Genomic DNA, 23,288 nt, shown 5'->3' with positions numbered 1-23,288 from the left:
GCTTATCCAAATGACCATTATTCCTATAGGAAGCAAATAACATTCGGGACGTTGGGATATAAAGATCAAATATTCTTTAAAGGCATGTCCCGTCGCAAGCAAATTTAAATAAGCGATTACACTGACACCGCCTGACACAGCAATTCCAAACCCAGTTAATAGCCAAAACGCCCTAAAAAGCATATGGTATCACTAATCTGTGAGCCCTAATTAGTATAAATGATGACATGAACTCACTCCTTGAACTTTACTTTTTTACATCTATATGTAATGAAAAGTTAAGATATGTACAAGCTAATGCTTCTAAAGTTTCAAACGACTAAAAAAAAAACGCCACAATCTGGCGCTTTTTCATTATCTGTTAGATTTAGGGTTGAAAGCATCCTTTAATCCTTCACCAATAAAGTTAATTGATAGGATAGTGAGAGTTAAAATAGCTGCTGGAGGAATCCAAATCCACCATTTGCTTGTTAATACATCCGGGCTTCTTGCTTCCTGAAGCATGTTCCCCCAGGTTGGAATGTTGATCGGGACACCGAATCCCAGAAAGCTTAGTGCTGTCTCTGCCACAATCATTGCGGCCAATGTAATAGTTGCCTGTACAATAATAGTTGACATCACATTTGGCAGCAAATGCTTAAAGATTATTTTTGGGGATGAACTTCCGATTGAAATGGCACTCATAATGTATTCATTTTCCTTTTCAGCCATAACCTTACTTCTAACAAGACGTGCTGTACCTGTCCAGCTTATTACACTGATGACAAAAATCAAGGTTCCCGTACTTGATTCAATAAAGATGGACTTTAACACGATTACAAACAATAGAAACGGAAAGTTCATCATAAAGTCTGTGAATCTCATCAGGGCATTATCGACCCAGCCGCCAAAAAATCCTGCTGCAGCACCGACAAGGGTACCTATTGCTATTACTGCACTTGTAATGGAGAACGCAAGCAATAGTGAAGTTTTGCCTCCATGCAATGTGCGGGCAAATACATCCCTTCCTGATTTATCAGTTCCAAAAAAATGTTCTGCAGAAGGTTCCTTGCTCATTTGCGTTAAATTAATTTTAGCTGTTTCTTCGACAGGCATAGTTAGCGGCTCAGCCAATACGGACATTACACAGACAATCAGCAAAAAGACTAAACTGATCATAGCTATTTTATTGCGCAAAAATTTGCGGCGGGCGAGAGCCCATGGTGATTGACTCTTCGGCGGTTTAGCAGATTCTGCTAAACCAGGCGAAGTTTGCTGTGGCATTGAAGGTTCCATTCTCCCACCCTCCTAACTTAAACGAATACGCGGATCTACTAAACCATATAGTAAATCTGCAATTAAATTGCCAATTAATGTTAATATTGTCAACATCATGGTAATTGCCATCATAACTGAATAATCTCGTGAATTAACTGATTCTACAAATAAATAACCGATGCCAGGGTATGTGAAAATCGTTTCAGTAATAATTGCCCCTCCAAAAAGGTTGGCAATATCAAAACCAAGCAATGTAACGATAGGTATGATTGAGTTTCTTAGAATGTGCTTATTATAAATCGCAGATTCCTTCGTACCTTTAGCTCTTGCAGTACGAACGTAATCCTTGCGAGAGCTTTCGATCATATCATTTCTCAAAAATTGTGTATAGGCGGCCGTAGCCATTGTACCTAATACAAGAGCCGGTAAGATTGTATGTTTTGCTTTACTGAGATAGTACTCGAACGTACCCGCTTCCACACCGCTGCCAATACTTCCGCTTGCTGGAACCCAGCCAAGATGAATAGCAAAAATATAAATGGCAACCAATGCAGCAACGAAACTAGGAATGGCCAGTCCCAAATAGTTAAAAGCCGATATAATATAATCTCCAAAACTATAGGCAAATCGCCCAGAGTATCTTCCCATTAAAAAGGCTAATATATATGTTATTACTAATGCTGTTAATCCCAATACAATTGTGTTCGGCAAACGGTCTCCGATCAATTCCATCACCGGGCGCTTGTGAATAAATGAATCTCCAAAATCTCCCTTGACCACTCCGCTCATCCAGCGAACATACTGTGCAGGAATTGGATCATTCAATCCCATCTTCTCACGCATTTCCTCAATATACTCCGGATCCGAGTTTAAAGGGTCAATTTTACCAGATAGTGCATCGCCAGGCATTAGCTTTGCCAAAGTGAATACAACTACTGAGATAAGGAAAATTATTGGAATCATACCTATAAGTCGTCGAATTGTGTACTGTAGCATTTCCATTCCCCTTACCAAACAAAAATTTATTCGTTGGTTAAACTAGCATTCATTGGGGGACAACCCCCCCCAATGATGCAGTTTTCATTAAGCTATTACTCTACAATATGCCATTTATGGAACTCGTCTGTTCCAAAAGGAGTTACTTTAACTCCGCCAACGCGCTTGTTGATTGCCCATGGATCAATACGCTGTTCAAAGAAGATGATTGGCAATTCTTCGTTAACAAGCTTTTGCCATTCGTTATAGATTTCTTGACGGTGTTCAGTTACGTCTTTACTAGATTCTTCAGGGAATGTAACACCCTTCTTGATTAGCTCATCAGACTCCTCACTGTACCATCTCCACATGTTCCACTTGTCAGTAGATAACCAGATGCCAGATGGATCCGGGTCAGCCGCAAGTCCCCATGCACCCATGAATGTTTCAACAGATGGATCATCTGCTTCGATAGTGTCATAGAAAAGGTTGAAATCTTTTAATGAACCGCCGTTAAGCTTTGCGTTTAAGCCAACTTCCTGCCAGGATTGCAGGATGAATTGAGCACGTGCTTCTGAAGTTTCAGTGCCTGCCATTGCATCAAAGTTAATTGTGAATGGCTTTCCTTCTGGATCTTCACGGAAGCCGTCGCCGTCTTTATCAACGAAACCTGCTTCGTCAAGTAATTTCTTAGCCTTTTCTGCATCATACTCATACTGATTGATTTCTGAATCATCAATCTTCGCCCAAGATACTGATGGGAACGGGGTGTTCAAAGGTTTTCCTAAGCCGTTTGCAAAACCATCGATGAATGCTTGACGGTCAATTGCATGTGCCATTGCATGGCGAAGGGCTTTGTTTTGAAACTTCTTGTTATCAGAAACTACTACACCTTTTTTAGTGTCATAGTGACCCCAGTCAAAAGCTATATAGCTGTAAGACATAGCATCTGCTTCTACTGGATTTACATTATCAAGAGCTTTAATTGCCTCCCATTGATCCTTCGGAGCTTCAATGACATCGATTTCTCCGTTTTGCACTAAACCTTGTGCAAGAGAACCATCAATGATTTTGTATACTACGCCATCTAATTGCGGCTTGCCTTGCCAGTAATCATCAAAACGCTCAAATTCAACCATTTCACCAGGTACGATATTCTTTACTTTAAATGGTCCAACACCGATTGGGTTCTTACGAACTTGGTCAGAGTCAGGAATTTCTTTTGAAGTAAGATCTCCGTAATAGTGCTTTGGCTCCGGAAAAGACCAGATATTATCCAGTAAGTTAACAGAAGGTTCTATTACTGTTACTTCAACTGTGTAGTCGTCAATTACTTTAATACCTTCAATAGTGTCAGCTTTTCCATCTTTGTATTCTTGAGCACCTTTGATCATTGCTACATTAGCAAATCGTGGCCCTTCGTAAGTTGGATCAGCAATTAAGTACCAGGCATATTCCATATCTTCAGCAGTTAACTCTTCTCCATCATGCCATTTAACACCTTGCTTAAGCTTGAAAGTTAACTTCGTTTTATCTTCTGATAGTTCCCACTCAGCAAGGTTTGGCTCAGGCTGAAGCTCATCGTTTGTAGCTACTAAGCCTTCGTGCATAAATTGAAGGGCATTGACATCATCTTCTCCTTCATAGTATGCATAGGCGAATACGCCTTTGAATGGCTGCGTGTAACCAAAAGTTACTGTTCCGCCTTCTGCGGCTTCTGTTTTTGTTTCTCCATCAGTACCGTCATTAGGTTCTTTTTCAGTGTTAGCTTTCTCTCCGCCGCCTGAACATGCTGCAAGGAATACAGACATGACAAGAAGAATGGAAAGTAGCCAAAATGCTGATTTCTTCATTGTTTTCCCCCCTGAAAATTTTTTTTGACAAAGCCTTATTTATATAAGTGACAAGCGACTCTGTGCCCAGGCTTCACCTCCTTTAGTATCGGTTTTACACTCTGGCACTCATGGATTGCATGCGCGCAGCGCGGATGGAATGTACACCCTTTAGGAGGGTCGATTGGGCTTGGCACATCTCCCTCTAAAATAATTCTCTCTTTCTTTTTGCGTGGATCCGGTTCTGGGATAGCAGAAATAAGCGCTTGCGTGTAAGGGTGAAGAGGCTCAGCATAAATGTTATCTTTTTCCGCCACTTCAACCAGGCCGCCTAAATACATAACACCAATACGGTCACTCATATGTTTAACAACGCTTAAATCATGGGCAATAAATAAGAAAGTAAGATCAAATTCATCTTGAAGTTCCTTTAATAGATTCAACACCTGTGACTGAACTGATACATCCAGTGCAGACACTGGTTCATCAGCAATAATCAGTTTAGGTCTTAAAGCCAGTGCCCTTGCAATTCCAATACGCTGCCTTTGCCCGCCAGAAAACTCATGCGGGTATTTATAATAAGCATCTTCAGGAAGTCCAACTTTCGAAAGAAGATCCAATACATCCTGCTTAAGTTCTTTTTCCGATTTATTGTTGTAATTTCTGATTGGTTCGGATACCAAATGCCCAACCATCATCATGGGATTCAATGAGGCGTATGGATCCTGGAAAACCATTTGGAAGTCCTGGCGCATCTTCCTTAAACTTGTTCCTCTTACATTTGTAATGTCTTGTCCGTCAAATATGATTTGACCATCTGTTGGTTCAAGCAGTCTTAGGATTGTTCTGCCTGTAGTGGATTTTCCGCACCCTGACTCTCCAACAAGCCCCAATGTTTCTCCTTTTCTAATTTCGAAAGAAACATCATCAACGGCCTTAACAACTGCAATTGTCCTTCTCAGAATGCCACCTTTAAGTGGGTAGTAGGTTTTCAGGTTTTTTACTTCTAGAAGGAGTTCATTGGTGCTTTTATCTTTTTTCAAAACAGCAGTATTTTTTCGTTCTATACTCATTATGCGTTCACCTCTGTATTAGGTCTGCTTGTCTCGTAAAGAAGGCAGGCAACCTCATGTCCTTCTTCACTTTCCGCCAATTGAGGTGTGACCGTTACGCATTCTGGCATTGCCTTTGGACAGCGCGCTGCAAATTTGCACCCTGTTTTAGTCATATTTTTCAAGGAAGGTACAATTCCTTTTATTGTACTGAGGGTTTCCACTTCTTCATCCATCTTTGGAATGGCTCCCATTAAAAGCTGAGTATAAGGATGTTTTGGATTGTGGAATAAAGAATCAACATCTGTCCGCTCGGCAATTTTCCCTGCATACATGACGATTACTTCGTCACACATTTCAGCAACCACACCTAAGTCATGTGTGATCAGAATAACGGACATATCGTTCACTTCCTGGATTTCTTTCAACAGCTCCAAAATTTGAGCTTGTACTGTTACATCCAGTGCAGTTGTTGGTTCATCGGCTATTAGCAGCTTTGGCTGGCAGGCAATCGCAATGGCAATCATAACTCTTTGCCGCATTCCACCTGATAGCTGATGAGGATATTCATCAACAATTTTTTCCGGCCGTGAAATCCCCACACTCTTTAAAAGTGCTATACTCTTTAGCTTTGCTTCCTTTTTTGATATTTTCATATGATTAAAGAAAACTTCCTGCAATTGGAAACCAATAGAGAAAACAGGATTTAAAGATGTCATAGGTTCCTGGAATATCATGGCAATTTCCTTTCCCCTGATCCTATTAATCTCTGAATCTGTCATATTTTCCAGGTGCACACCATCAAATAATATTTCTCCGTTGCGGATTTCACCTATCCCCTTGGGCAGCAGCTGCATGACTGATAAGCTCATGACAGATTTGCCGCAGCCTGACTCACCTACAATTCCTACTATTTGCCTAGGTTTAACCCGGAACGAAACATTATCCACCGCGTTATAATATGTACCATCAATGGAAAAAGCCGTTTCTAAATTTTTCACCTCTAGCAAAGGTGCGTCTTTATGTATATGGGATTTAGCGCTCATATGACACCTCTAACTTTTTCTAATTATTCTGTCAATTCATTCTATTTGTCTAAAATATTATTACAAATTTATTACAATTGCAAGATTTTTTTAAAATTTATTAAAATTCAAATTTATTAACAAGAAAAAAGCCCAAATTTTAGGGCTTTAAAGTAATTACATATCCAGATTAAATTGAGTTTGTTTTACAAAATATTCAGATGGCGCAGTAAAAGATAGTTTTGCAGAAAAACTTTTTTTCTCTTTGTATTCCTTAATAATCTCATAGCCTGCTGCATAACCAAGTAATTTCGGATAAGGATTTTCACCGTATAAAAGCCTCTGGTGAATCCTGTCCTTCTTTTTCACCTTTAAATGATCCTTTAGTAGTTTTTCCCACAATTCTTTAATCTCTTCTCTTGAATATAATACGCACCATTTTCCCCTGTATTCCTTTCCGCAATGAAATTCCACTGCATGCTCGGCAAGCCCTTCCAAAATAATGGAATCCAGCAAAGTATAATCCTCCAATTTTTTTCGCTGTTTATTAATCCTGCTGGAATGATGGTACTCATGCACAAATAAAGCCTCCAACTCCTTTTCATCTACATCTGCCGGCAGAAATAGAAATAACATATTTTTAAAGGATACACCTGATTTACCGGTATTTTTGGAGAATAGTCCACCTGCTGCGGCCGGAAAAATATATACATCAATTTCCGGTCCCTCCCATTTACCCTTATATTTTTGATAAATATTTTCAGTCAGATGCCATGCCTCTATTTCTTTTAACTTGGTAAAAGTATTTCTGCTGCCTCGTTCTGGCTTATACATTCCAAAGTTGATTAAGTATTGATATATTTTCCTAGGATTTTTCTCATGGAAGGGTTCAAGAAGAAATTCACAGATTTTGATTGGGTCGGTTACGCTTTCCTCTAGCCATTTATCTGTACTTACTACCCCATTATTACCACCCCCTTCCCAAATCTCTTATATAAATTTTATGTAAGCAGGCGAACTATAGTTCTTAGAGTCGCCAAAAAATAAAAAAAACTGACTCATTTAGGGCCTTTTATCCCCTTTTGAGTCAGCCTTTTAATTATTCGTATTTTTTAAAAACAATCGTAGCATTATGGCCGCCGAATCCTAATGAATTGCTCATCGCAGCCTTAATTTCTTTATCTCTTGATTTATTAGGCACATAATCAAGATCGCATTCAGGGTCTGGTGTTTCAAGATTTATCGTTGGCGGCATAACTCCTTCTTTCATTGCCAGCACTGTGAAAATAGCTTCAATCCCTCCGGCTGCTCCAAGCAGGTGGCCTGTCATTGATTTTGTTGAGCTTACTGCCAAATTATAAGCATGCTCTCCAAACACCTCTTTGATCGCCAGTGTTTCAAATTTGTCGTTGTAATCCGTGCTTGTGCCGTGAGCATTAATGTAATCAATATCTTCCGGATTTAATCCTCCATCTTCAATTGCCATTTTCATAGCTCTTGAGCCGCCTTCTCCGCCAGGTGCTGGAGCAGTGATATGATAGGCATCTCCAGTTGCACCATATCCAATGATCTCAGCATAAATTTTAGCGCCCCGGGCAAGTGCATGTTCAAGTTCCTCCAGTACAACAATCCCCGCTCCTTCTCCGATGACAAAACCATCCCGGTTTTGATCAAATGGACGGCTGGCTGTTTTCGGATCTGGATTTGTTGAAAGAGCCGTATTAGCACAGAATCCAGCGACAGACATTTTTGTGATTGGTGCTTCTGCTCCGCCTGAAATCATCGCATCCGCATCCCCGCGCTGAATCACTTTAAATGCATCACCAATGGAGTTTGTTCCTGTTGCACAAGCCGTAACGGTACAGGAGTTAAATCCTTTTGCTCCAAGATAAATAGAAACTTGGCCTGTTGCCATGTCTGGAATCATCATAGGTACGAAAAAAGGGCTAACCCTTCTGTATCCGCGTTTTAAAAATGTTTCATATTGGTTCTCGAAAGTTTCCATTCCTCCGATGCCAGAACCAATCCAAACACCAATGCGGTGTGCATTTTCATCTGTAATTTGGAGATTGGCATCTCTTACTGCCATCAGTGAAGATGCAACAGCATAATGGGTAAAGCGATCCATCTTTCTGGCATCTTTTTTGTCCATAAATTCTTCCGGGTTAAAATCTTTAACCTCAGCCGCAACTTTTGCGGAATACTCATCTGCATTTAATCTTGTCAGCGGCCCGATTCCGGATACCCCTGCTTTAATGTTGTTCCATGTCGTTTCTGTATCATTTCCAAGTGGTGTTACAGCGCCAATGCCTGTAACGACAACTCTTTTTTTTTCCATTTTGATTGCAGCTCCTTTTACATTATCATCAAATGGTTTAATATTGTTTGTTTATCTTCCCCAGCGCATAGCAATTGCGCCCCAAGTGAGCCCTCCGCCAAAACCAACCATTACCAGCAAATCGTCTTCTTTGATTTTCCCGGCTTGTAGTTCTTCAACAAGAGCAATTGGGATGGACGATGATGAGGTGTTTCCGTATTTATTAACAGTCTTTGACATTTTTTCAACAGGCAGCTCAAGCCTCTGTCTTGATGCCTCCATGATTCTGATATTGGCCTGATGAGGAATAAGAAAATCAACATCTTCTTTTGAAAGCCCTGCTTTATCCAGAACGTTAATACAGCTTTCACCCATCTGGCGCACCGCGAATTTAAATACTTCGCGCCCATTCATAATAAGATATTCATCTTGGTAGAGATGCTTTGCTCCTGTACCATCTGCACCCAGTTCAAATGAGAGGATGCCTCTTCCTTCTGAAACAGGCCCAACCACAGCCGCCCCTGCTCCATCGCCAAATAGCACAGCCGTATTCCGGTCATTCCAATCTGTAATCTTAGATAACTTCTCTACACCTATTACTAATACATGTTTGAATGTTCCAGTTTCAATAAACTGCTTAGCTGTTATGATACCATACATGAATCCTGCACAAGCCGCACTAATATCCATTGCAGCTGCTTTGACTGCCCCCAATCGTTCCTGAAGCATGCAGGCAACTGAAGGAAATGGACGATCAGGAGTAACTGTTGCCACAAGGATCAAATCCAGATCCTCCGCAGCGATTCCCGCATCTTCCATTGCCTTTTTAGCTGATTCATAGGCCATGTCGGATGTGTCTACGTTATCATCCGCAATTCTTCTTTCTTCAATTCCAGTGCGTGTTCGGATCCATTCATCAGAAGTATCCACGATCTTTTCCAAGTCAGCATTTGTCACCACTTTTTCAGGCAGATATCTTCCAATCCCAATAATTCCTGCATTCATGGAGCTCCACTTCCTTTCTATCTTCACCGTATTATTCCATAACGTATTTTTATATATTTTATTATCAATTATTATGACTTGGTACTAATTTTATCAAACATAACTACCAAAAAGCAACACTTTTTAACACTCGCTCCTATTTACTACACAAACGTCCATACCGGCCAAAAGCCCCTTTCATATGCTGTTATATAGGCATCTGAAAGGAGAAATCTGTTTATGTTTAATGGGGAATACCAAAACAGGAATGAAGATAAAGAAGAGATAGACCCATTTGCACATTTTTTATTTGGATCGAACGCCAATCGAAAAAGGCAATTTGAAGAAGATCTTCAGGAAGAGAATATTAACGGGGGCGATTATGAAAGCAGCACTCGCCATCAGTCTGATTGGCTGTTCGGCGGTAGAGACAGAGAATCAATTAGAAATGATGACTGGCTGTTTGGAGGCAGAAGCAGCGATTTTTATGAAAAAGAAGAAATGCTATTTGGCAGAAGCAAGGATTCACATGGAGATGATAACAGCTTAAACAGCAAAGTTAACAGCATACTTAATAATGTTAATTTAGAAGAACTTATGAATAATATTGACACCCTTATGTCATCAGCAAACCAATTAAAACCGCTGCTTAAAAAAGCAAGCCCCTTCCTTGAACAATTCTTAAAAAAATAGATCTGGTATGGATGGAGAGGTGACTCTTCATCTTTTTTTGGTTGGACAATTTTATTTATAAATGCTCGACTTTTTCTTATCTTCAAGAAGATTAAGGTTCATTGAGGACAATACTTTATTGGCTGTATTTCTGGATTTTATATTCATGAATCTGCGGCTTCCTCAACCATTTTTTGTTTCCTGAACGTGTTCTGCAATTTCTTACTTTTTCATTACCCTTCACCCATACCTATTACTAATCCACTTTACAACCCAACAAAGAAAACCAGCCCAAAGCTGGTTTTCTCTACCTATTCATTGTCTTTCAACGCGTCCGCCTTACCCATTTCGTAGGCCTCGTTCATAACTTTTATGAAGAGGTTCATGAAAGGCTGGATCATCTCCATGGAGAGTTCGATGCCTGCTTCGTCTAGCTGCTGTTTCGCTTCAGGCATGTATTTCATGGCGATTTGCATGAATTCCATTGTTTTGTCGTTTGGCTGCATCTTGTACTACCTCCTATGTATCATCTGCTTTTTATTCATTGGGCAGTTTGCCTGTCTTTTTGTACTTTTCTATGGCAGCGTTTAATTCCGTTATAAATTCTTCATCAATATCAGGGCTGAATTTCCCCAGTGAGATGACATCATCTTGGAAATCAAAACTCAGGTTTCCTGACTCCAGTTCCCCTTTACTAAATTTCTCTGCCACGACTTCGTACAAGACATCGACATGCTGGACAGTGCTTGTCAGCACGACTGATTCGCCCAAGTCGGCCTGGTCGGATATAAACCCGATCGCATACAGTCCTTGTTCTTTTAGTTTTTCAATAACAGGAACATTATACCCATCACCGGCAGGATAGACAACATCCGCATCTTGAGAAATGAGTTTATCGAGCAATTTGATCGCTTTTTTGTCATCATCCCAATTGCCGACAAATTGAATTTCCACGTTAACGTTATTGTTTACGTAATTGGCTCCTTCATAAAAACCTTCTATTTCTGGCTGCCATTCAAACGCCGCAAGTGCTCCCACAGTTTCAGTTTTTGTCATGTGGCCTGCGACCATGCCTCCGAAAAAGCCCATGGCATAGGCTTCAAAATTCAAACTGGTGGTATTGTCGTTTTTGGCACTGCCATTAAAGCTTACAAAATGGATATGCGGATATTTTTTCGAGATGTTATTAAAGTAATCCACATATTCATTGCCATGGCCAAATATTAGATTGACCCCTTTTTGGTCAAACTCTTTCACAGCCCTTTCGACAACCATTTCAGAGTTCATGCCTTCTTTATAATAGACCTCAACATTATATTGGGATTGAATCTTCAACATACCTTTATAGCCTTTCGTGCCCCACACCTGGTCATTTACCGTATCAGGCACTAATAATCCAGCTTTTTCAAGTTTCCCCGTAGACATTGGTTGTCTGCAGGATGCCAATAAAAGAAGGCACAAAAGAAGGATCCCGAATTTCGATAATGTCTTATGCATCTCCCTTTTCTCCGCCTCTCTGTAAAAGCTGATCACTGCTTTCACTTCATACTGATGGTAAGTCAGGCTTATTTTACCAAACTATTTTAATTCTACCTTGTCTCTATATTAAATGGAAAGAGTTTTTTCTTATTTAATCTCTATTCCTGCTATGCCATGATTGGATGTGTCTCCTCTGCAGTTCAATGCCCTCTTTATATTCCACTGAACACTTCACTGCTATCTCTATTATATTACCTATTTCTAAGTTCTCATTTCTGTGACTTTTGCTATATTCAATGGAAAGATACTCAGCGCATTTTTGCCAATGCCCAGGGAGGCTGCTTTTCAGTAAAAACGATCCCCCTTGTTTTTTTTCCGCTTCCTGTACAATGGACTGAATAAGATCATCTATAAAAATAGCATCATGAATCCATTCCCGATTATTTATTGCTGCCTTTCTTCGACCCAAGATCGCCTGATGATAAAGAAACTCCTTTGGCTGCCATGGGCCATAGACTGCAGGCAAGTAAAAAGAATGAACGCAAACATTGTTTTCTTTTAATGTCTCCATCGCCCTTTCGCAGCGGCTATGCGCACGATTTATGTCTTTCACCCACTGAAGCGGAAATAAAAAAACGAGCTTTGATTTGGACTTTGCTAATTCAGTTATATGTCTAATAAGAAAGTTATCTATAATCTCATTCTCTCTTATAGCGGATAGTTTATTCATTAAATAGTAATCATAAAAATCAATAAAAAAAACTGTACCTTCCTTTATTTCCTTTTTCGATTCCATCCATTCCGTATAGTTATTTTCATAGAAGTTCGCATTTCGTCCAATTTCCAAACGCTTATCTTCTGTAAAGTAGTCTTCCTCTCCTTTGCTAATATGGATACCTTCTATTTCACTGCCTAATTCAAGCAAATGTTTGCACAAGCTAAAACCGACAAATTCAAATGTTCCCACTATAACGGCCCTGTCCATTTTCACTCCTCCTCAAAGCATACTCAATGTATCCTATGCCTTAGGGATTGTATTTATTTCTTAGCAGAGGGAAGCAGCTGTTATAGCTCCTTTTCGTATTTTCTAAAGAAGCTCGTCATTTGTGAAGAAATTCGCTGCTTTTTACCCGGAAGCATATAAATGACAGAGATAGGTGCATTTTCATTCTCCCATTGTATAGATCTCTTCTTTAAATATTCCGATTGCTTATAGGCTCTTCCTCCTGACAGAATCTGTATAATTCTGATCGGAACCTCAAGTCCTTCTGTCAGATTCTTTTCATGCCTGCTTAATATTTCCGGTATTTTTCCTGTTTCAAGTTCATATGAATTTGAGAGCTCCGTTAATAGTTTTTTATAAAAAAACTTATGTTCTTTCTCCTGATTTAAGTGGTGCTTTAATGAAAGAATCGGATTTACTAAAAGTGCTGAACGAACCTTATCTCCCATTTCCTGAATCAATTTAAAGGCCGCTAGAGATCCCATTCCTTCTGCAATAATATGGATTTTTTCATTTATTATTTCAGTGCGGACTATATACTCATATAAGCACTTGGCTTTATCGACTGCTTTATCGCTGCCCCAGTGCCTTCCATAGAGATTTGAATAAAAAATCGTATACCCGTTTTCTTTAAGCTTCTTTATTAATGCAAATTTCCCTTCATTTTGAGTCCAAAAACTGCTGCCAGCGTCAACAAAGTGCCTATCATCCCCAATGATTAGAATACCGAAACCACTTGGTTTATCTGGGTAATGAATCATGCACCATTCGGTATCCAATTGAAAGTTACGGCTCTCCATAGTAAAACTCCTTTGCAGTTTGTTCATAATAATGTATGTATTCGAAACTAAAATGAAAGGGGGATTTGCCTAGTTTCAGACAAGTTCAACAATCTGCTTGGCTCCGTACATCCTTTTTGTTTGCTTCCATTATTCCGTAGATAGACTCCGTTTGCTGTAAAGTGCATGTACATGTTGTAAAAATCAATTTATTTATTGAACAGCTTATGCTAATATGAAAGGGATTTAATTATGTTAGAGGTGAAATAGATGAGATTCTTTTGGACATTTTTCTGGACTTTTCTTCTTGTTCAAATGTTAACTTACGTGGTATCTTCTATGCTCGGCGCGCATTATGATTTTGTAACCGGTGCCATACTGGCAGTAGGAACATCCATCTTAATTTTTGTTGTCGCGTCCATCATTCCTGAGGGACCAGCGGGCAAAGAAGGGCTTCATTAATCAGGAGCAATTTTGCAGGAAATTTGCCGACTTTAAAAGAGTCATCCTGACATTGGTCAGGATGATTCTTTTTATTTTGCCTGTTTATTTTACTAAAAGTTCTATTTTTCCGTTTTCAGCCGTTATCATCAATTCACTGTGATCTTTGATCTCTCCTGCTATGATTTTTCGGGCAAGAGCAGTTTCAAGATTTCTTTGAATAAAGCGCTTTAGCGGTCTTGCTCCATAGACAGGATCAAACCCGTTTTCTGCAATATATTCTTTAGCATGATCATTTATACTTAACTTGATATGCTGGTTTGATAATCTTGTTTGAAGCTCGGTTACTAATTTGGAGACTATTTTTTTTATTTCATTTAATGTCAATGGCTTAAACAAGATCATTTCGTCCACTCTATTTAAAAACTCGGGGCGGAAATGGCTCCTCAGTTGTCCCATTACTTTGCTTCCCGTGTCTTCACTTATCTCCTCTTCTCCCTCAGAACGTTCGAGCAGAAAATGAGATCCAATATTGGAAGTCATGATAATTACTGTATTTTTGAAGTCAACAGTCCGGCCCTGTGAATCTGTAATTCGTCCATCATCGAGCATTTGAAGCAAAATATTAAATACTTCAGGGTGAGCCTTCTCTATTTCATCCAGCAGAATGACTGAATATGGCTTCCTTCGAACCGCTTCTGTAAGTTGTCCGCCCTCTTCATACCCTACATACCCAGGAGGTGCCCCAATCAATCTTGAAACCGCATGTTTTTCCATATATTCGGACATATCAATTCGAATGATCTGTTCTTCACTGTCAAAAAGTGACTGTGCAAGGGCTTTAGCCAACTCTGTTTTTCCTACACCAGTTGGCCCCAAAAATATAAATGAGCCAATTGGACGATTCGGATCCTTTATTCCTGCCCTGGCTCTTAGGACTGCATCCGACACCAGCTGGACTGCTTCATCCTGACCGATTACCCGTTCATGTAATATGTTTTCAAGACGAAGGAGCTTCTCCCTTTCTCCTTCTACAAGCTTGGCAACTGGGATACCGGTCCATCTGGCCACAATTCCAGCGATTTCTTCTTCCGTAACTTCTTCCCTCAAAAGACGGTCCCCTTGGTTCTCATTAACAGCGGCTTCTAGTTCCTTTAGTTCTTTTTCTAAAGTAGGTATGCTTCCGTGGCGAAGTTCGGCAGCCTTATTTAAATCATAATTATTCTCTGCTTCTTCAAGATCCCTGCGCATCTTTTCAAGCTGTTCCCGCTTCTCCTGCACTCTCTGGATGCCCTCTTTTTCAAGCTGCCATTTCGCTTTCATACGATTTGCCTGGTCTTTTAATTCAGCCAGTTCTTTCTGAAGGTCTGAAAGTCTGCGTTTACTGGCTTCATCATTTTCCTTCTGCAATGCAGCTTCTTCAATTTCCAGCTGCATGACACGCCTTGTGACTTCATCCAATTCCGATGGCATGGAATCAATCTCTGTCCTGATCTTCGCACATGCTTCATCTACTAAGTCAATCGCTTTATCAGGGAGAAATCGATCTGTAATATATCGGTCGGATAAGGTTGCAGCAGCCACTATTGCTCTATCATGAATATTAACTCCATGATGAACTTCAAAACGCTCTTTCAGCCCCCTTAAAATAGAGATTGTATCTTCTACATCTGGCTCTTGAACCAGCACCTGCTGAAAGCGGCGTTCTAGAGCAGGATCTTTTTCGATATACTTTCGGTGCTCTTCAAGTGTGGTCGCCCCTATGCAATGCAGCTCTCCTCTTGCAAGCATTGGCTTCAGCATATTCCCTGCATCCATTGCACCTTCCGTTTTTCCTGCCCCCACAATTGTATGGAGCTCATCAATAAAAATAAGAATTCTGCCTTCGTTTTTCTTTACTTCATGCAATACAGCCTTCAGTCTTTCCTCAAATTCACCTCGAAACTTGGCACCAGCAATCAGAGCACTCATATCCAGGGCAAAGATTGTTTTGTCTTTCAGTCCCTCTGGAACATCCCTGCGGACAATCCGTTGCGCCAAGCCTTCAACTATTGCGGTTTTCCCTACTCCAGGTTCACCGATAAGGACTGGGTTATTTTTAGTCTTCCTTGAAAGAATGCGAATGACATGCCTGATTTCGCTGTCTCTGCCGATAACCGGGTCAACTTTCCCCTCTTTCACCTCAGCAACAAGATCCCTTCCATATTTTTTCAATGCCTCATATGTTGTTTCCGGATTTTGTGATATCACTCGCTGATTCCCCCTAATTTCCTTGATTGCTTGTTCGACTTTACCTTGATTTATTCCATAAGACTTTAAGATTGCTGCTGAATCGGTGTGTGCTGATGCAGCAGCCGCCAGGAAAACATGTTCAACAGACATGTATGCATCTTCATACTCCTTCATAAATCGCTCCGCTTCAGCCAGGAGGCGCTGCAGCTTACTGGTAATATATAGTTTGCCGTGCTCTGCCCCGGACCCGGACACTTGGGGTTTTTTCTGCAGAACTTCGTCCATATTATTCATAAAAGACTCACTAGGAATCTGCAGCTTGGAAAGGATTGAATTAATCAGGTTATCTTCCTTCTCCATTAAAGCTAACATTAAATGGGCTTCATCCACTTCCTGGTGTTGATTCCTGATGGCAATTGACTGCGCATTCATAAAGCTTTCCTGGAGTCTTTCTGTCATTTGATTTAAATCCATCGAAAAACCTCCTTTTTGACCTATTTTGACCTTTATTTTTATTATATTCCTTTTTCATCGTATGTAAAGTTTACTGCTAATCCCCCTGGGTAAAATTATTCAGTGTTTTTTACTTGATTGTCGGCAGTTTGAAAAGCCACCCAGAAACGGATGGCTTCATTATTTTTTATACTTTTTCCCTATATTGCTCCAAGTTAATCAAAATTAAGGCTTTCTTTGGTATGTCCATACACGATTATGGTTAGAATTCTCCGGAAATTGATCTCCGGCTCTCATTTTTAGCATTTGAGGATTATTGACGTTGCTGCCAGTTTCGCCGATTTCAATGTAGATTCCATTGTTTGGCGCTTTCTGGCCTGGTTTAAATTGCCTATTTTGTCCCATGCAAATACCTCCTTTACTCTTTAAATCATTTATTATTATTTCCACTCTTAGTTCCCTCATAAGGGTAACTATTGGAATAGAGTTTCCATACACAATTGCCTGTTGTTTTTCCGCTCAGGCGCACCCCTTTTTCAAGGGTCCGGCAGTTAACCCCACCGATGTACTCTTTATGATGGAAATTGGCTGTAATATCAAAACTCAAACCTTCAGTTTGAATAGCAGGATTAACATGTATTGCTTTTTACAGAAACAGGATATCGCTTTACACCTTCACGCTTTTTATAGTTAAATGAGAAGGTATGAGATTTTAAAGTTGGAGGATTTTCTTGTGGAAGAATTTTTCTTATTGCTGAAATATTTATTTTTAGGATTATTTCAAGGGTTTACGGAGCCTATCCCGATTTCATCCAGCGGCCATTTGGAAATAGCCCAGCATTTCTTTGGACTTGATATTAAGGGAATGAGTTTTGCACTGCTTGTAAATACTGCCTCACTTATTGCCGTTCTAATTATCTATCGTGAAGATATTATGAGGCTGGTCCGGAATGGGCTTGTTTACATTACCACAAAGGATAAGCGGGCCGAATCTGACTTTCGGTTTATTATTTATTTGATCATCGGAACCATCCCTGCAGGTGTAATCGGAATTTTATTCGAGGACTTTATTGATGAGCACCTGGCCAGCATTAAGACTGTGGGCATAACACTCCTTGTTACCGGTCTTGCATTATGGCTAATCAGAAATATGAGAGGCAACAAGAATGATGCTGAATTATCGTTTAAAGATGCCATCATTGTAGGGCTAGCCCAAGCAGTTGCTTTAATACCGGGCATCAGCCGTTCTGGAGCGACGATTGTTGCTGCAATGGGCTCAGGGATGAAACAGGAAACAGCTTTACGATTTTCTTTCTTATTATATATACCCGTAAGTGTTGGCGGAATGATTTTAGGCTTTTCAGATATATTGAATGACCCTAATTTAGCTAATTACGCTATGCCCTATTCTCTTGCTTTTATCGCATCGCTTATTGCTTCCTACTTTTCACTGAAGTGGTTTATGAATATTATGGCCAAGGGGAATTTAAAGTACTTTGCCATTTACTGCTTTATTATAGGGCCCATTGTTTATTTCTTATCTTAAATGGCAAAAGCCTTCTCCCGCAGGAGAAGGCTTTTTATTATAAAATTTCCGAAAGAATCGCTTTTTGAACATGAAGTCTGTTTCCTGCCTGCTGAAATACCGCAGAGTTGGATCCATCTATAACTCCCGCTGTCACTTCCTCACCGCGATGTGCCGGCAAGCAATGCAAAAAGACGAAATCTTTTTTAGCATATTGGACAAGATATTCATTAACCTGGTAAAGTGCAAAATCATTGAGCCTTTTCTCATTTTCAGCTTCCTGTCCCATGCTTGTCCAGACATCTGTGTAAATGGCATCGGCATCTTTCACAGCTTCTTCTGGGGTATGCGAAACTTTCACTTCAGCACCGTTTTGTTCCGCAAATTCTTTTGATAACTTAAGAATTGCGGGATCTGGTTCATAGCCATCAGGGCATGCAATGGTGATATTGACACCCATTTTGGCAGCAGCGATCATAAGGGAATGCGCTACATTATTTCCATCACCTACATACACCAGGTTTTGGCCTTCGAAAGTCCCTTTCATCTCTTGAATGGTTAAAAGGTCTGCCAATGCCTGGCATGGATGGTATTGGTCAGTCAGGCCATTAATGACAGGAATTGTTGCATGATGAGCAAGTTCCTCGATTTTATCGTGCGAAAAAGTGCGTATCATTATGGCATCAACATACTGTGACAGAACCTTAGCTGTGTCTGCAATGCTCTCTCCTCTACCAAGCTGCAAATCCTGGCTGTTCAGGTAAAGAGCATGGCCTCCTAGCTGAAGCATGCCTGCCTCAAATGAAACTCTGGTTCGAGTGGAAGATTTTTCAAAAATCATTCCGAGAACTTTTCCCTGAAGCAATGGGGCAGTCTCACCCATCAAATGGGCTTCTTTTAATTGTGCTGCTTTTTTTAATAACCCCTTTATTACTTCTGGTGAATAATCGGCAAGAGTTAAAAAATCTTGCCCTTTTATATTTAGAGTCTTATCTGCACTTTGAGTCGATATCATAATACGCCCACTTCCTTTACTTTTGATGCTGGATTATTGTTTTTTATCTGATGCCATTCCTCTATTGATTGGACATCCCAATCTTCTGATGCCAATGAACTTAACATAGCAAGCAGGGTTTCCTTTTCCGTAAAAGTCAAAATCCTATTTTTAGTTGCTTCTTCCCTCATTTTTTGATCTTTTTCCTGCTGATTGGGATTATATAAGGCAAAGGTTTCCTGAATATCCCAGTCATTTTCCGTCCAGAAGATAGCCTCAAGATCTGCATCTTCCAAAAAAGGTGATAGTTCTTCAAAGTTTAAATCCTTATCCGCAATAAGCACTTTATTGCCCGCAACATTCATCAGTCCTGAATGAAAGGATTTCCTAATTGCCTCTTCATAGCTTGGTGCAAGGGAAATACCTTCGCCAGTTGATTTCATTTCAGGCCCTACTTTGGAGTCTAATCCTTTTAATGCATAATTTGAAAACACTGGATATTTAACACAAACGAAGGGAAGCTTTGCAAATGCGGGTATTTCATCTTTCGACAAAGTGTATTTCCCGAGCAATATTTTTGTCGCAATTTGCACCAGCTGTACACCTGTTACTTTACTGATAATAGGTACCGTACGGCTTGCTCTCGGATTAACTTCAAGAATATAAACATCTTCACCGTCTACAATATATTGAATATTCATTAGTCCTTTGTAATGAAGCATTTGGACAATTGCTTTTGCATAGGAAAGCATTTTCTCCTGTACAGCTTTGGATATATTCTGTGGTGGCAGAACCGACATGCTATCTCCTGAGTGCACTCCTGTTTTTTCGATGTGTTCCATCATTGCAGGTGCGCATATATGATTTCCATCAGCCGCCAAATCAAGTTCTGTTTCTGAAGCATGCATAAATTGGTCGATTAGAATCGGGTAAGGAATATTCCCTTTTGCTAGATAGTTCACCAATTCCGATTGCGAACCAATTCGTTCCATTCCCATACCTCCGATTACATACGAAGGACGGACCAAAATAGGAAAACCCAATTTTTCGACAGCTTCATACAGCCCTTTTTCAGAGTAAACGACATCTCCTTTAATACGCGGTATATTGAGCTCATCTAACAGCTGATAAAAAAGCTTTCGGTCTTCCAAGGCATCAATTGTCTTAGAATCTGTACCGAGCAAGGATACTCCATATTCTTCCAAGTCAGCCGCAAGATTTAGTGCGGTCTGACCGCCCAGCTGTACGATGACTTCTGTAATTCCTTCTGCTTCAATAACATTTAAGATGTCTTCGAGAATTAATGGCTCAAAATAAAGTCTGTCTGCAGTAGTATAATCAGTGCTGACGGTTTCTGGATTATTGTTGATCATAATTGTCTCAATGCCAGCTTCTTTTAAAGCAAACACCCCTTGAACAGAACAATAATCAAATTCAATGCCCTGGCCGATTCTGATAGGACCGCTACCGATTATAAGAACCTTTCTTTTATTGCTTTTTTGCTGTTCATTTTCGCCAAAATAGCTTGAGTAGTAATAGTTGGATTGTGCTTCAAATTCTGCTGCACATGTATCGACCATTTTATATGATGGCAGAATTCCCATCTTTTTGCGTTTATTCCTCACTGCTTTTTCCGAGGTTTTCCATTCCAATGCCAGATATTGATCGCTGAAACCCTTTTCCTTAAAAAGCTGAAGCTCTTCTTTTCCGGCTTCCTCTAATGACAAAGATGAAATGGTATTTTCGATATTAACAAGCCCTTGAAAAATGTTCAGATAAAAATAATCAATTTTTGTGATGTTATGCAATGACTCTAAAGAATAGCCTCTTCGGATTAATTCCATCAAAATAAAAAATCTTTCATCTGTCTGCTCTTTCAGCAAGCCTTCAAGACCTTCTGTTGTTTTACCAGCTAATACCGGATTAATTAGGTCATTCCCTTTTACTTCAAGTGAGTGGACTGCTTTTAGCAGAGCCCGCTCCAGATTTCGGTCTATCCCCATTACCTCTCCGGTTGCTTTCATCTGTGTCCCCAGTTTCCGGTCTGCAAGGGGAAATTTATCAAAAGGCCATTTTGGGAATTTAACAATGACATAATCCAGAGCCGGTTCAAAGCTTGCAAAAGTATCGCCAGTAACCGGGTTTATAATTTCGGATAATGAATATCCGACTGCCAGTTTTGCAGCCATCCTGGCAATTGGATAGCCAGTAGCCTTGGAAGCAAGTGCTGATGAGCGGCTAACCCTCGGGTTCACTTCAATCAGATGGTAATTTTTGCTATGTGGATCCAGCGCAAATTGTATATTGCACCCTCCAATAATGCCAAGCTCAGATATTATTTTGATCGAAGCTGATCTTAGCATCTGATACTCGTCATCTGTTAACGTTTGTGAAGGTGCAACGACAATTGAATCACCTGTGTGAATCCCGACAGGATCAATGTTTTCCATATTGCAAATGATGATGCATGTGTTCTGTGAATCACGCATGACTTCATACTCAATTTCCTTAAAGCCGGCGATGCTCTTTTCGATCAGACATTGATTAATCGCACTCTCTTTTAATCCGCCCCTGACCAGGGAATGCAACTCATCAAAATTGCCGGCAATGCCCCCACCTGTTCCCCCAAGCGTATATGCAGGGCGGACAATGATAGGGAAACCTATTTCTTGTGCAAACTGAATAGCTTCTTTAACCTCATGGACAATGATGCTTTCAGGAACAGGCTCATTTAGTTCCTTCATCAATTTTCGGAAAGCTTCACGGTCTTCGCCTTTCTTAATTGATTCAATGCTGCTGCCCAAAAGCTTCACTCCATACCGCTTTAGGACACCTGTTTCGCTCAGCTGGAAGGCCAGGTTCAATCCGGTCTGCCCTCCTAGGGTGGCAAGGAGTCCGTCTGGCTGTTCTTTATTGATGATTTTTTCAAGGCTATCGGCAGTCAGCGGCTCAAAGTATATTTTGTCAGCAAAAGCCTTGTCAGACATAATTGTAGCAGGGTTGTTATTAACAAGGATTACTTTATAGCCTTCTTCTTTTAAGGCTGCACATGCCTGTGTGCCTGCGTAATCAAATTCTGCGGCCTGACCGATCACAATCGGCCCTGAACCGATCACTAAAATGGATTGGATACTGGTGTCTTTAGGCATAAGCAAATACTCTCCTATTCTCGGCTTTAATCATCATCATAAATTCATCAAAGATGTAATCACCGTCTGCAGGTCCTGGATGGGCCTCAGGATGGAACTGTACGGTCTGGATAGGCAGCTCCTGGTGCATAAGTCCCTCAACGGACTGGTCATGCAGGTTTACATATCTTGTTTTGAATCCAGTTGCTCTTAAGCTTTCTTCATCCACTACATAGCTGTGGTTTTGTGAGGACATAAATACAGTTCCTTTTTTCAAATCTGCTACAGGATGATTGGCTCCCCGATGGCCAAACGAAAGCTTTTTTGTATTCCCGCCAAATGCAAGTGCAGCAAGCTGGTGCCCAAGGCAAATGCCCAATGACGGATACTGTTTCAGAATTTTTTTCACTTCAGGCAAGATGCCTATTAATTCCTTTGGATCCCCTGGTCCATTTGATAGAACTACCCCATCAGGATTTAATTTTTTTATCTTCTCTAAGTTCGTGTTAAAAGGAAGGGATGTAACTTTACAGGATCTTTTAAGCAAGGAGTCCACAATCGATTTCTTTGCTCCAAAATCGATAACCACCACATGGTTCTCACCATTTCCATATGTCTCAATCGCCTTGGAAGATACTTTACATACCTTTTCATCCTTTTCCAGGAATAATTCTGCACTACCCATTTCATTTGTTGACATCTTTGCAGGCATACTTCCTTCGGTACGGATTTTCTTCACAATTGACCTTGTATCCATATGCCCAAGTAAAGGAATATCCCATTTTTGCAAATAATCTGCCAAACTAAATGCTGATTTATAATGTGAAGGGCTCATGCTTCCTTCATATACAATAACCCCAGCCACATGAGGCTTTTTGCTCTCAAAATCAGTTTCATTAATCCCATAATTTCCGATCAAAGGATACGTAAAAACGATTATTTGGTCTTTATAAGAAGGATCTGTCAAAACTTCCTGATAGCCAGTCATCCCTGTGAAAAATACGATTTCTCCCTTTATATCCTTTTCAGGCTGATTTGTCAGCCATTGGCCCTTATAAGAATGGCCGCTTTTTAAATGAAGGTAACCTTCCATTATCAACACCTCGAAGTAATCCGTATATTTATATACTTAAACTAATT

Annotated in this window: 20 protein-coding genes; 3 read left to right on the top strand and 17 right to left on the bottom strand. The window is 40.2% G+C overall.

The genetic code is table 11. The features are described 5' to 3' along the window. Positions 1–354: 354 nt before the first annotated feature. The 8 genes from opp4C to NCCP133_RS05355 all read right to left on the bottom strand — a co-directional run bounded on the left by opp4C (position 355) and on the right by NCCP133_RS05355 (position 9,463). Complete coding sequence (opp4C, locus tag NCCP133_RS05390; protein WP_264803907.1) at positions 355–1,275, bottom strand: oligopeptide ABC transporter permease; 921 nt, start codon at positions 1,273–1,275, stop codon at positions 355–357. Between the two features lie 12 nt (positions 1,276–1,287). Next, on the bottom strand, positions 1,288–2,253 hold the full coding sequence (opp4B, locus tag NCCP133_RS05385) for an oligopeptide ABC transporter permease (protein ID WP_264803906.1): 966 nt from the start codon (positions 2,251–2,253) through the stop codon (positions 1,288–1,290). A 95-nt stretch (positions 2,254–2,348) separates the two neighbouring features. Next, positions 2,349–4,085, bottom strand: a complete 1,737-nt coding sequence (opp4A, locus tag NCCP133_RS05380; RefSeq protein WP_264803905.1) for an oligopeptide ABC transporter substrate-binding protein — start codon at positions 4,083–4,085, stop codon at positions 2,349–2,351. A 35-nt stretch (positions 4,086–4,120) separates the two neighbouring features. Continuing rightward, positions 4,121–5,137, bottom strand: coding sequence for an ABC transporter ATP-binding protein (locus tag NCCP133_RS05375; protein WP_264803904.1), 1,017 nt, complete (start codon positions 5,135–5,137; stop codon positions 4,121–4,123). Further along, on the bottom strand, positions 5,137–6,162 hold the full coding sequence (locus NCCP133_RS05370) for an ABC transporter ATP-binding protein (protein ID WP_264803903.1): 1,026 nt from the start codon (positions 6,160–6,162) through the stop codon (positions 5,137–5,139). Before NCCP133_RS05370 ends, NCCP133_RS05375 begins: the two co-directional genes overlap by 1 nt. 156 nt (positions 6,163–6,318) lie before the next feature. Next, on the bottom strand, positions 6,319–6,975 hold the full coding sequence (locus tag NCCP133_RS05365) for a DUF2268 domain-containing protein (protein ID WP_264803902.1): 657 nt from the start codon (positions 6,973–6,975) through the stop codon (positions 6,319–6,321). Between the two features lie 265 nt (positions 6,976–7,240). Then, positions 7,241–8,479: a beta-ketoacyl-ACP synthase II gene (fabF, locus tag NCCP133_RS05360; RefSeq protein ID WP_264803901.1), complete on the bottom strand. Its 1,239-nt coding sequence runs from the start codon at positions 8,477–8,479 to the stop codon at positions 7,241–7,243. Between the two features lie 51 nt (positions 8,480–8,530). After that, a complete protein-coding gene (locus NCCP133_RS05355; RefSeq protein ID WP_264803900.1) occupies positions 8,531–9,463 on the bottom strand; it encodes a beta-ketoacyl-ACP synthase III in 933 nt (310 codons plus the stop codon). 219 nt (positions 9,464–9,682) lie between these two features. Between NCCP133_RS05355 and NCCP133_RS05350 the strand changes: the two genes are divergently transcribed. Beyond that, a complete protein-coding gene (locus NCCP133_RS05350; RefSeq protein ID WP_264803899.1) occupies positions 9,683–10,135 on the top strand; it encodes a hypothetical protein in 453 nt (150 codons plus the stop codon). A 290-nt stretch (positions 10,136–10,425) separates the two neighbouring features. Here the strand turns inward: NCCP133_RS05350 and NCCP133_RS05345 are convergent, their stop codons facing one another. The 4 genes from NCCP133_RS05345 to NCCP133_RS05330 form a co-directional block, all read right to left on the bottom strand. Continuing rightward, positions 10,426–10,620: a ComZ family protein gene (locus tag NCCP133_RS05345; protein WP_264803898.1), complete on the bottom strand. Its 195-nt coding sequence runs from the start codon at positions 10,618–10,620 to the stop codon at positions 10,426–10,428. A gap of 31 nt (positions 10,621–10,651) precedes the next feature. Beyond that, positions 10,652–11,611 carry a BMP family ABC transporter substrate-binding protein gene (locus tag NCCP133_RS05340; RefSeq protein WP_264803897.1) on the bottom strand — a complete coding sequence of 320 codons (960 nt, stop codon included), beginning with the start codon at positions 11,609–11,611 and terminating at the stop codon, positions 10,652–10,654. Positions 11,612–11,744: 133 nt separating this feature from the next. Further along, entirely contained in the window at positions 11,745–12,578 is an 834-nt protein-coding gene (locus NCCP133_RS05335; RefSeq protein ID WP_264803896.1) for a hypothetical protein, read from the bottom strand. A gap of 80 nt (positions 12,579–12,658) precedes the next feature. Then, positions 12,659–13,396 (bottom strand): lipase family protein, encoded by a 738-nt coding sequence (locus tag NCCP133_RS05330; RefSeq protein WP_264803895.1) that lies wholly within the window; start codon positions 13,394–13,396, stop codon positions 12,659–12,661. 249 nt (positions 13,397–13,645) lie between these two features. On the opposite strand from NCCP133_RS05330, the gene NCCP133_RS05325 reads away from it, so the two are divergent. After that, a complete protein-coding gene (locus NCCP133_RS05325) occupies positions 13,646–13,837 on the top strand; it encodes a YjzD family protein (RefSeq protein ID WP_264803894.1) in 192 nt (63 codons plus the stop codon). A gap of 84 nt (positions 13,838–13,921) precedes the next feature. Here NCCP133_RS05325 and clpB read toward each other — a convergent pair whose 3' ends face one another. Both clpB and NCCP133_RS05315 read right to left on the bottom strand, forming a co-directional pair. Next, positions 13,922–16,522, bottom strand: coding sequence for an ATP-dependent chaperone ClpB (gene clpB / locus NCCP133_RS05320; protein WP_264803893.1), 2,601 nt, complete (start codon positions 16,520–16,522; stop codon positions 13,922–13,924). A gap of 204 nt (positions 16,523–16,726) precedes the next feature. After that, entirely contained in the window at positions 16,727–16,906 is a 180-nt protein-coding gene (locus NCCP133_RS05315) for a YjzC family protein (RefSeq protein WP_264803892.1), read from the bottom strand. Between the two features lie 328 nt (positions 16,907–17,234). Here NCCP133_RS05315 and NCCP133_RS05310 point away from each other — a divergent pair, with 328 nt between their 5' ends. Next, entirely contained in the window at positions 17,235–18,047 is an 813-nt protein-coding gene (locus NCCP133_RS05310) for an undecaprenyl-diphosphate phosphatase (protein ID WP_264803891.1), read from the top strand. Between the two features lie 37 nt (positions 18,048–18,084). Here NCCP133_RS05310 and argF read toward each other — a convergent pair whose 3' ends face one another. From argF to NCCP133_RS05295, 3 genes are read right to left on the bottom strand one after another with little or no spacing between them, the layout of a single operon-like run. Then, positions 18,085–19,041, bottom strand: coding sequence for an ornithine carbamoyltransferase (gene argF / locus NCCP133_RS05305; RefSeq protein ID WP_264803890.1), 957 nt, complete (start codon positions 19,039–19,041; stop codon positions 18,085–18,087). Then, on the bottom strand, positions 19,038–22,169 hold the full coding sequence (locus NCCP133_RS05300; RefSeq protein ID WP_264803889.1) for a carbamoyl phosphate synthase large subunit: 3,132 nt from the start codon (positions 22,167–22,169) through the stop codon (positions 19,038–19,040). The genes argF and NCCP133_RS05300 overlap by 4 nt, the downstream gene beginning before the upstream one ends. Continuing rightward, the gene (locus tag NCCP133_RS05295) at positions 22,162–23,241 is read right to left on the bottom strand and encodes a carbamoyl phosphate synthase small subunit (protein ID WP_264803888.1); all 1,080 of its coding nucleotides are present in this window, start codon (positions 23,239–23,241) and stop codon (positions 22,162–22,164) included. Before NCCP133_RS05295 ends, NCCP133_RS05300 begins: the two co-directional genes overlap by 8 nt. Between the last annotated feature and the right edge of the window lie 47 nt (positions 23,242–23,288).

Origin of the sequence: Cytobacillus sp. NCCP-133 (assembly GCF_026011715.1) — a bacterium.
Lineage (GTDB): Bacteria > Bacillota > Bacilli > Bacillales > Cytobacillaceae > Cytobacillus.
This window is presented reverse-complemented; position numbering and strand designations above follow the sequence as displayed.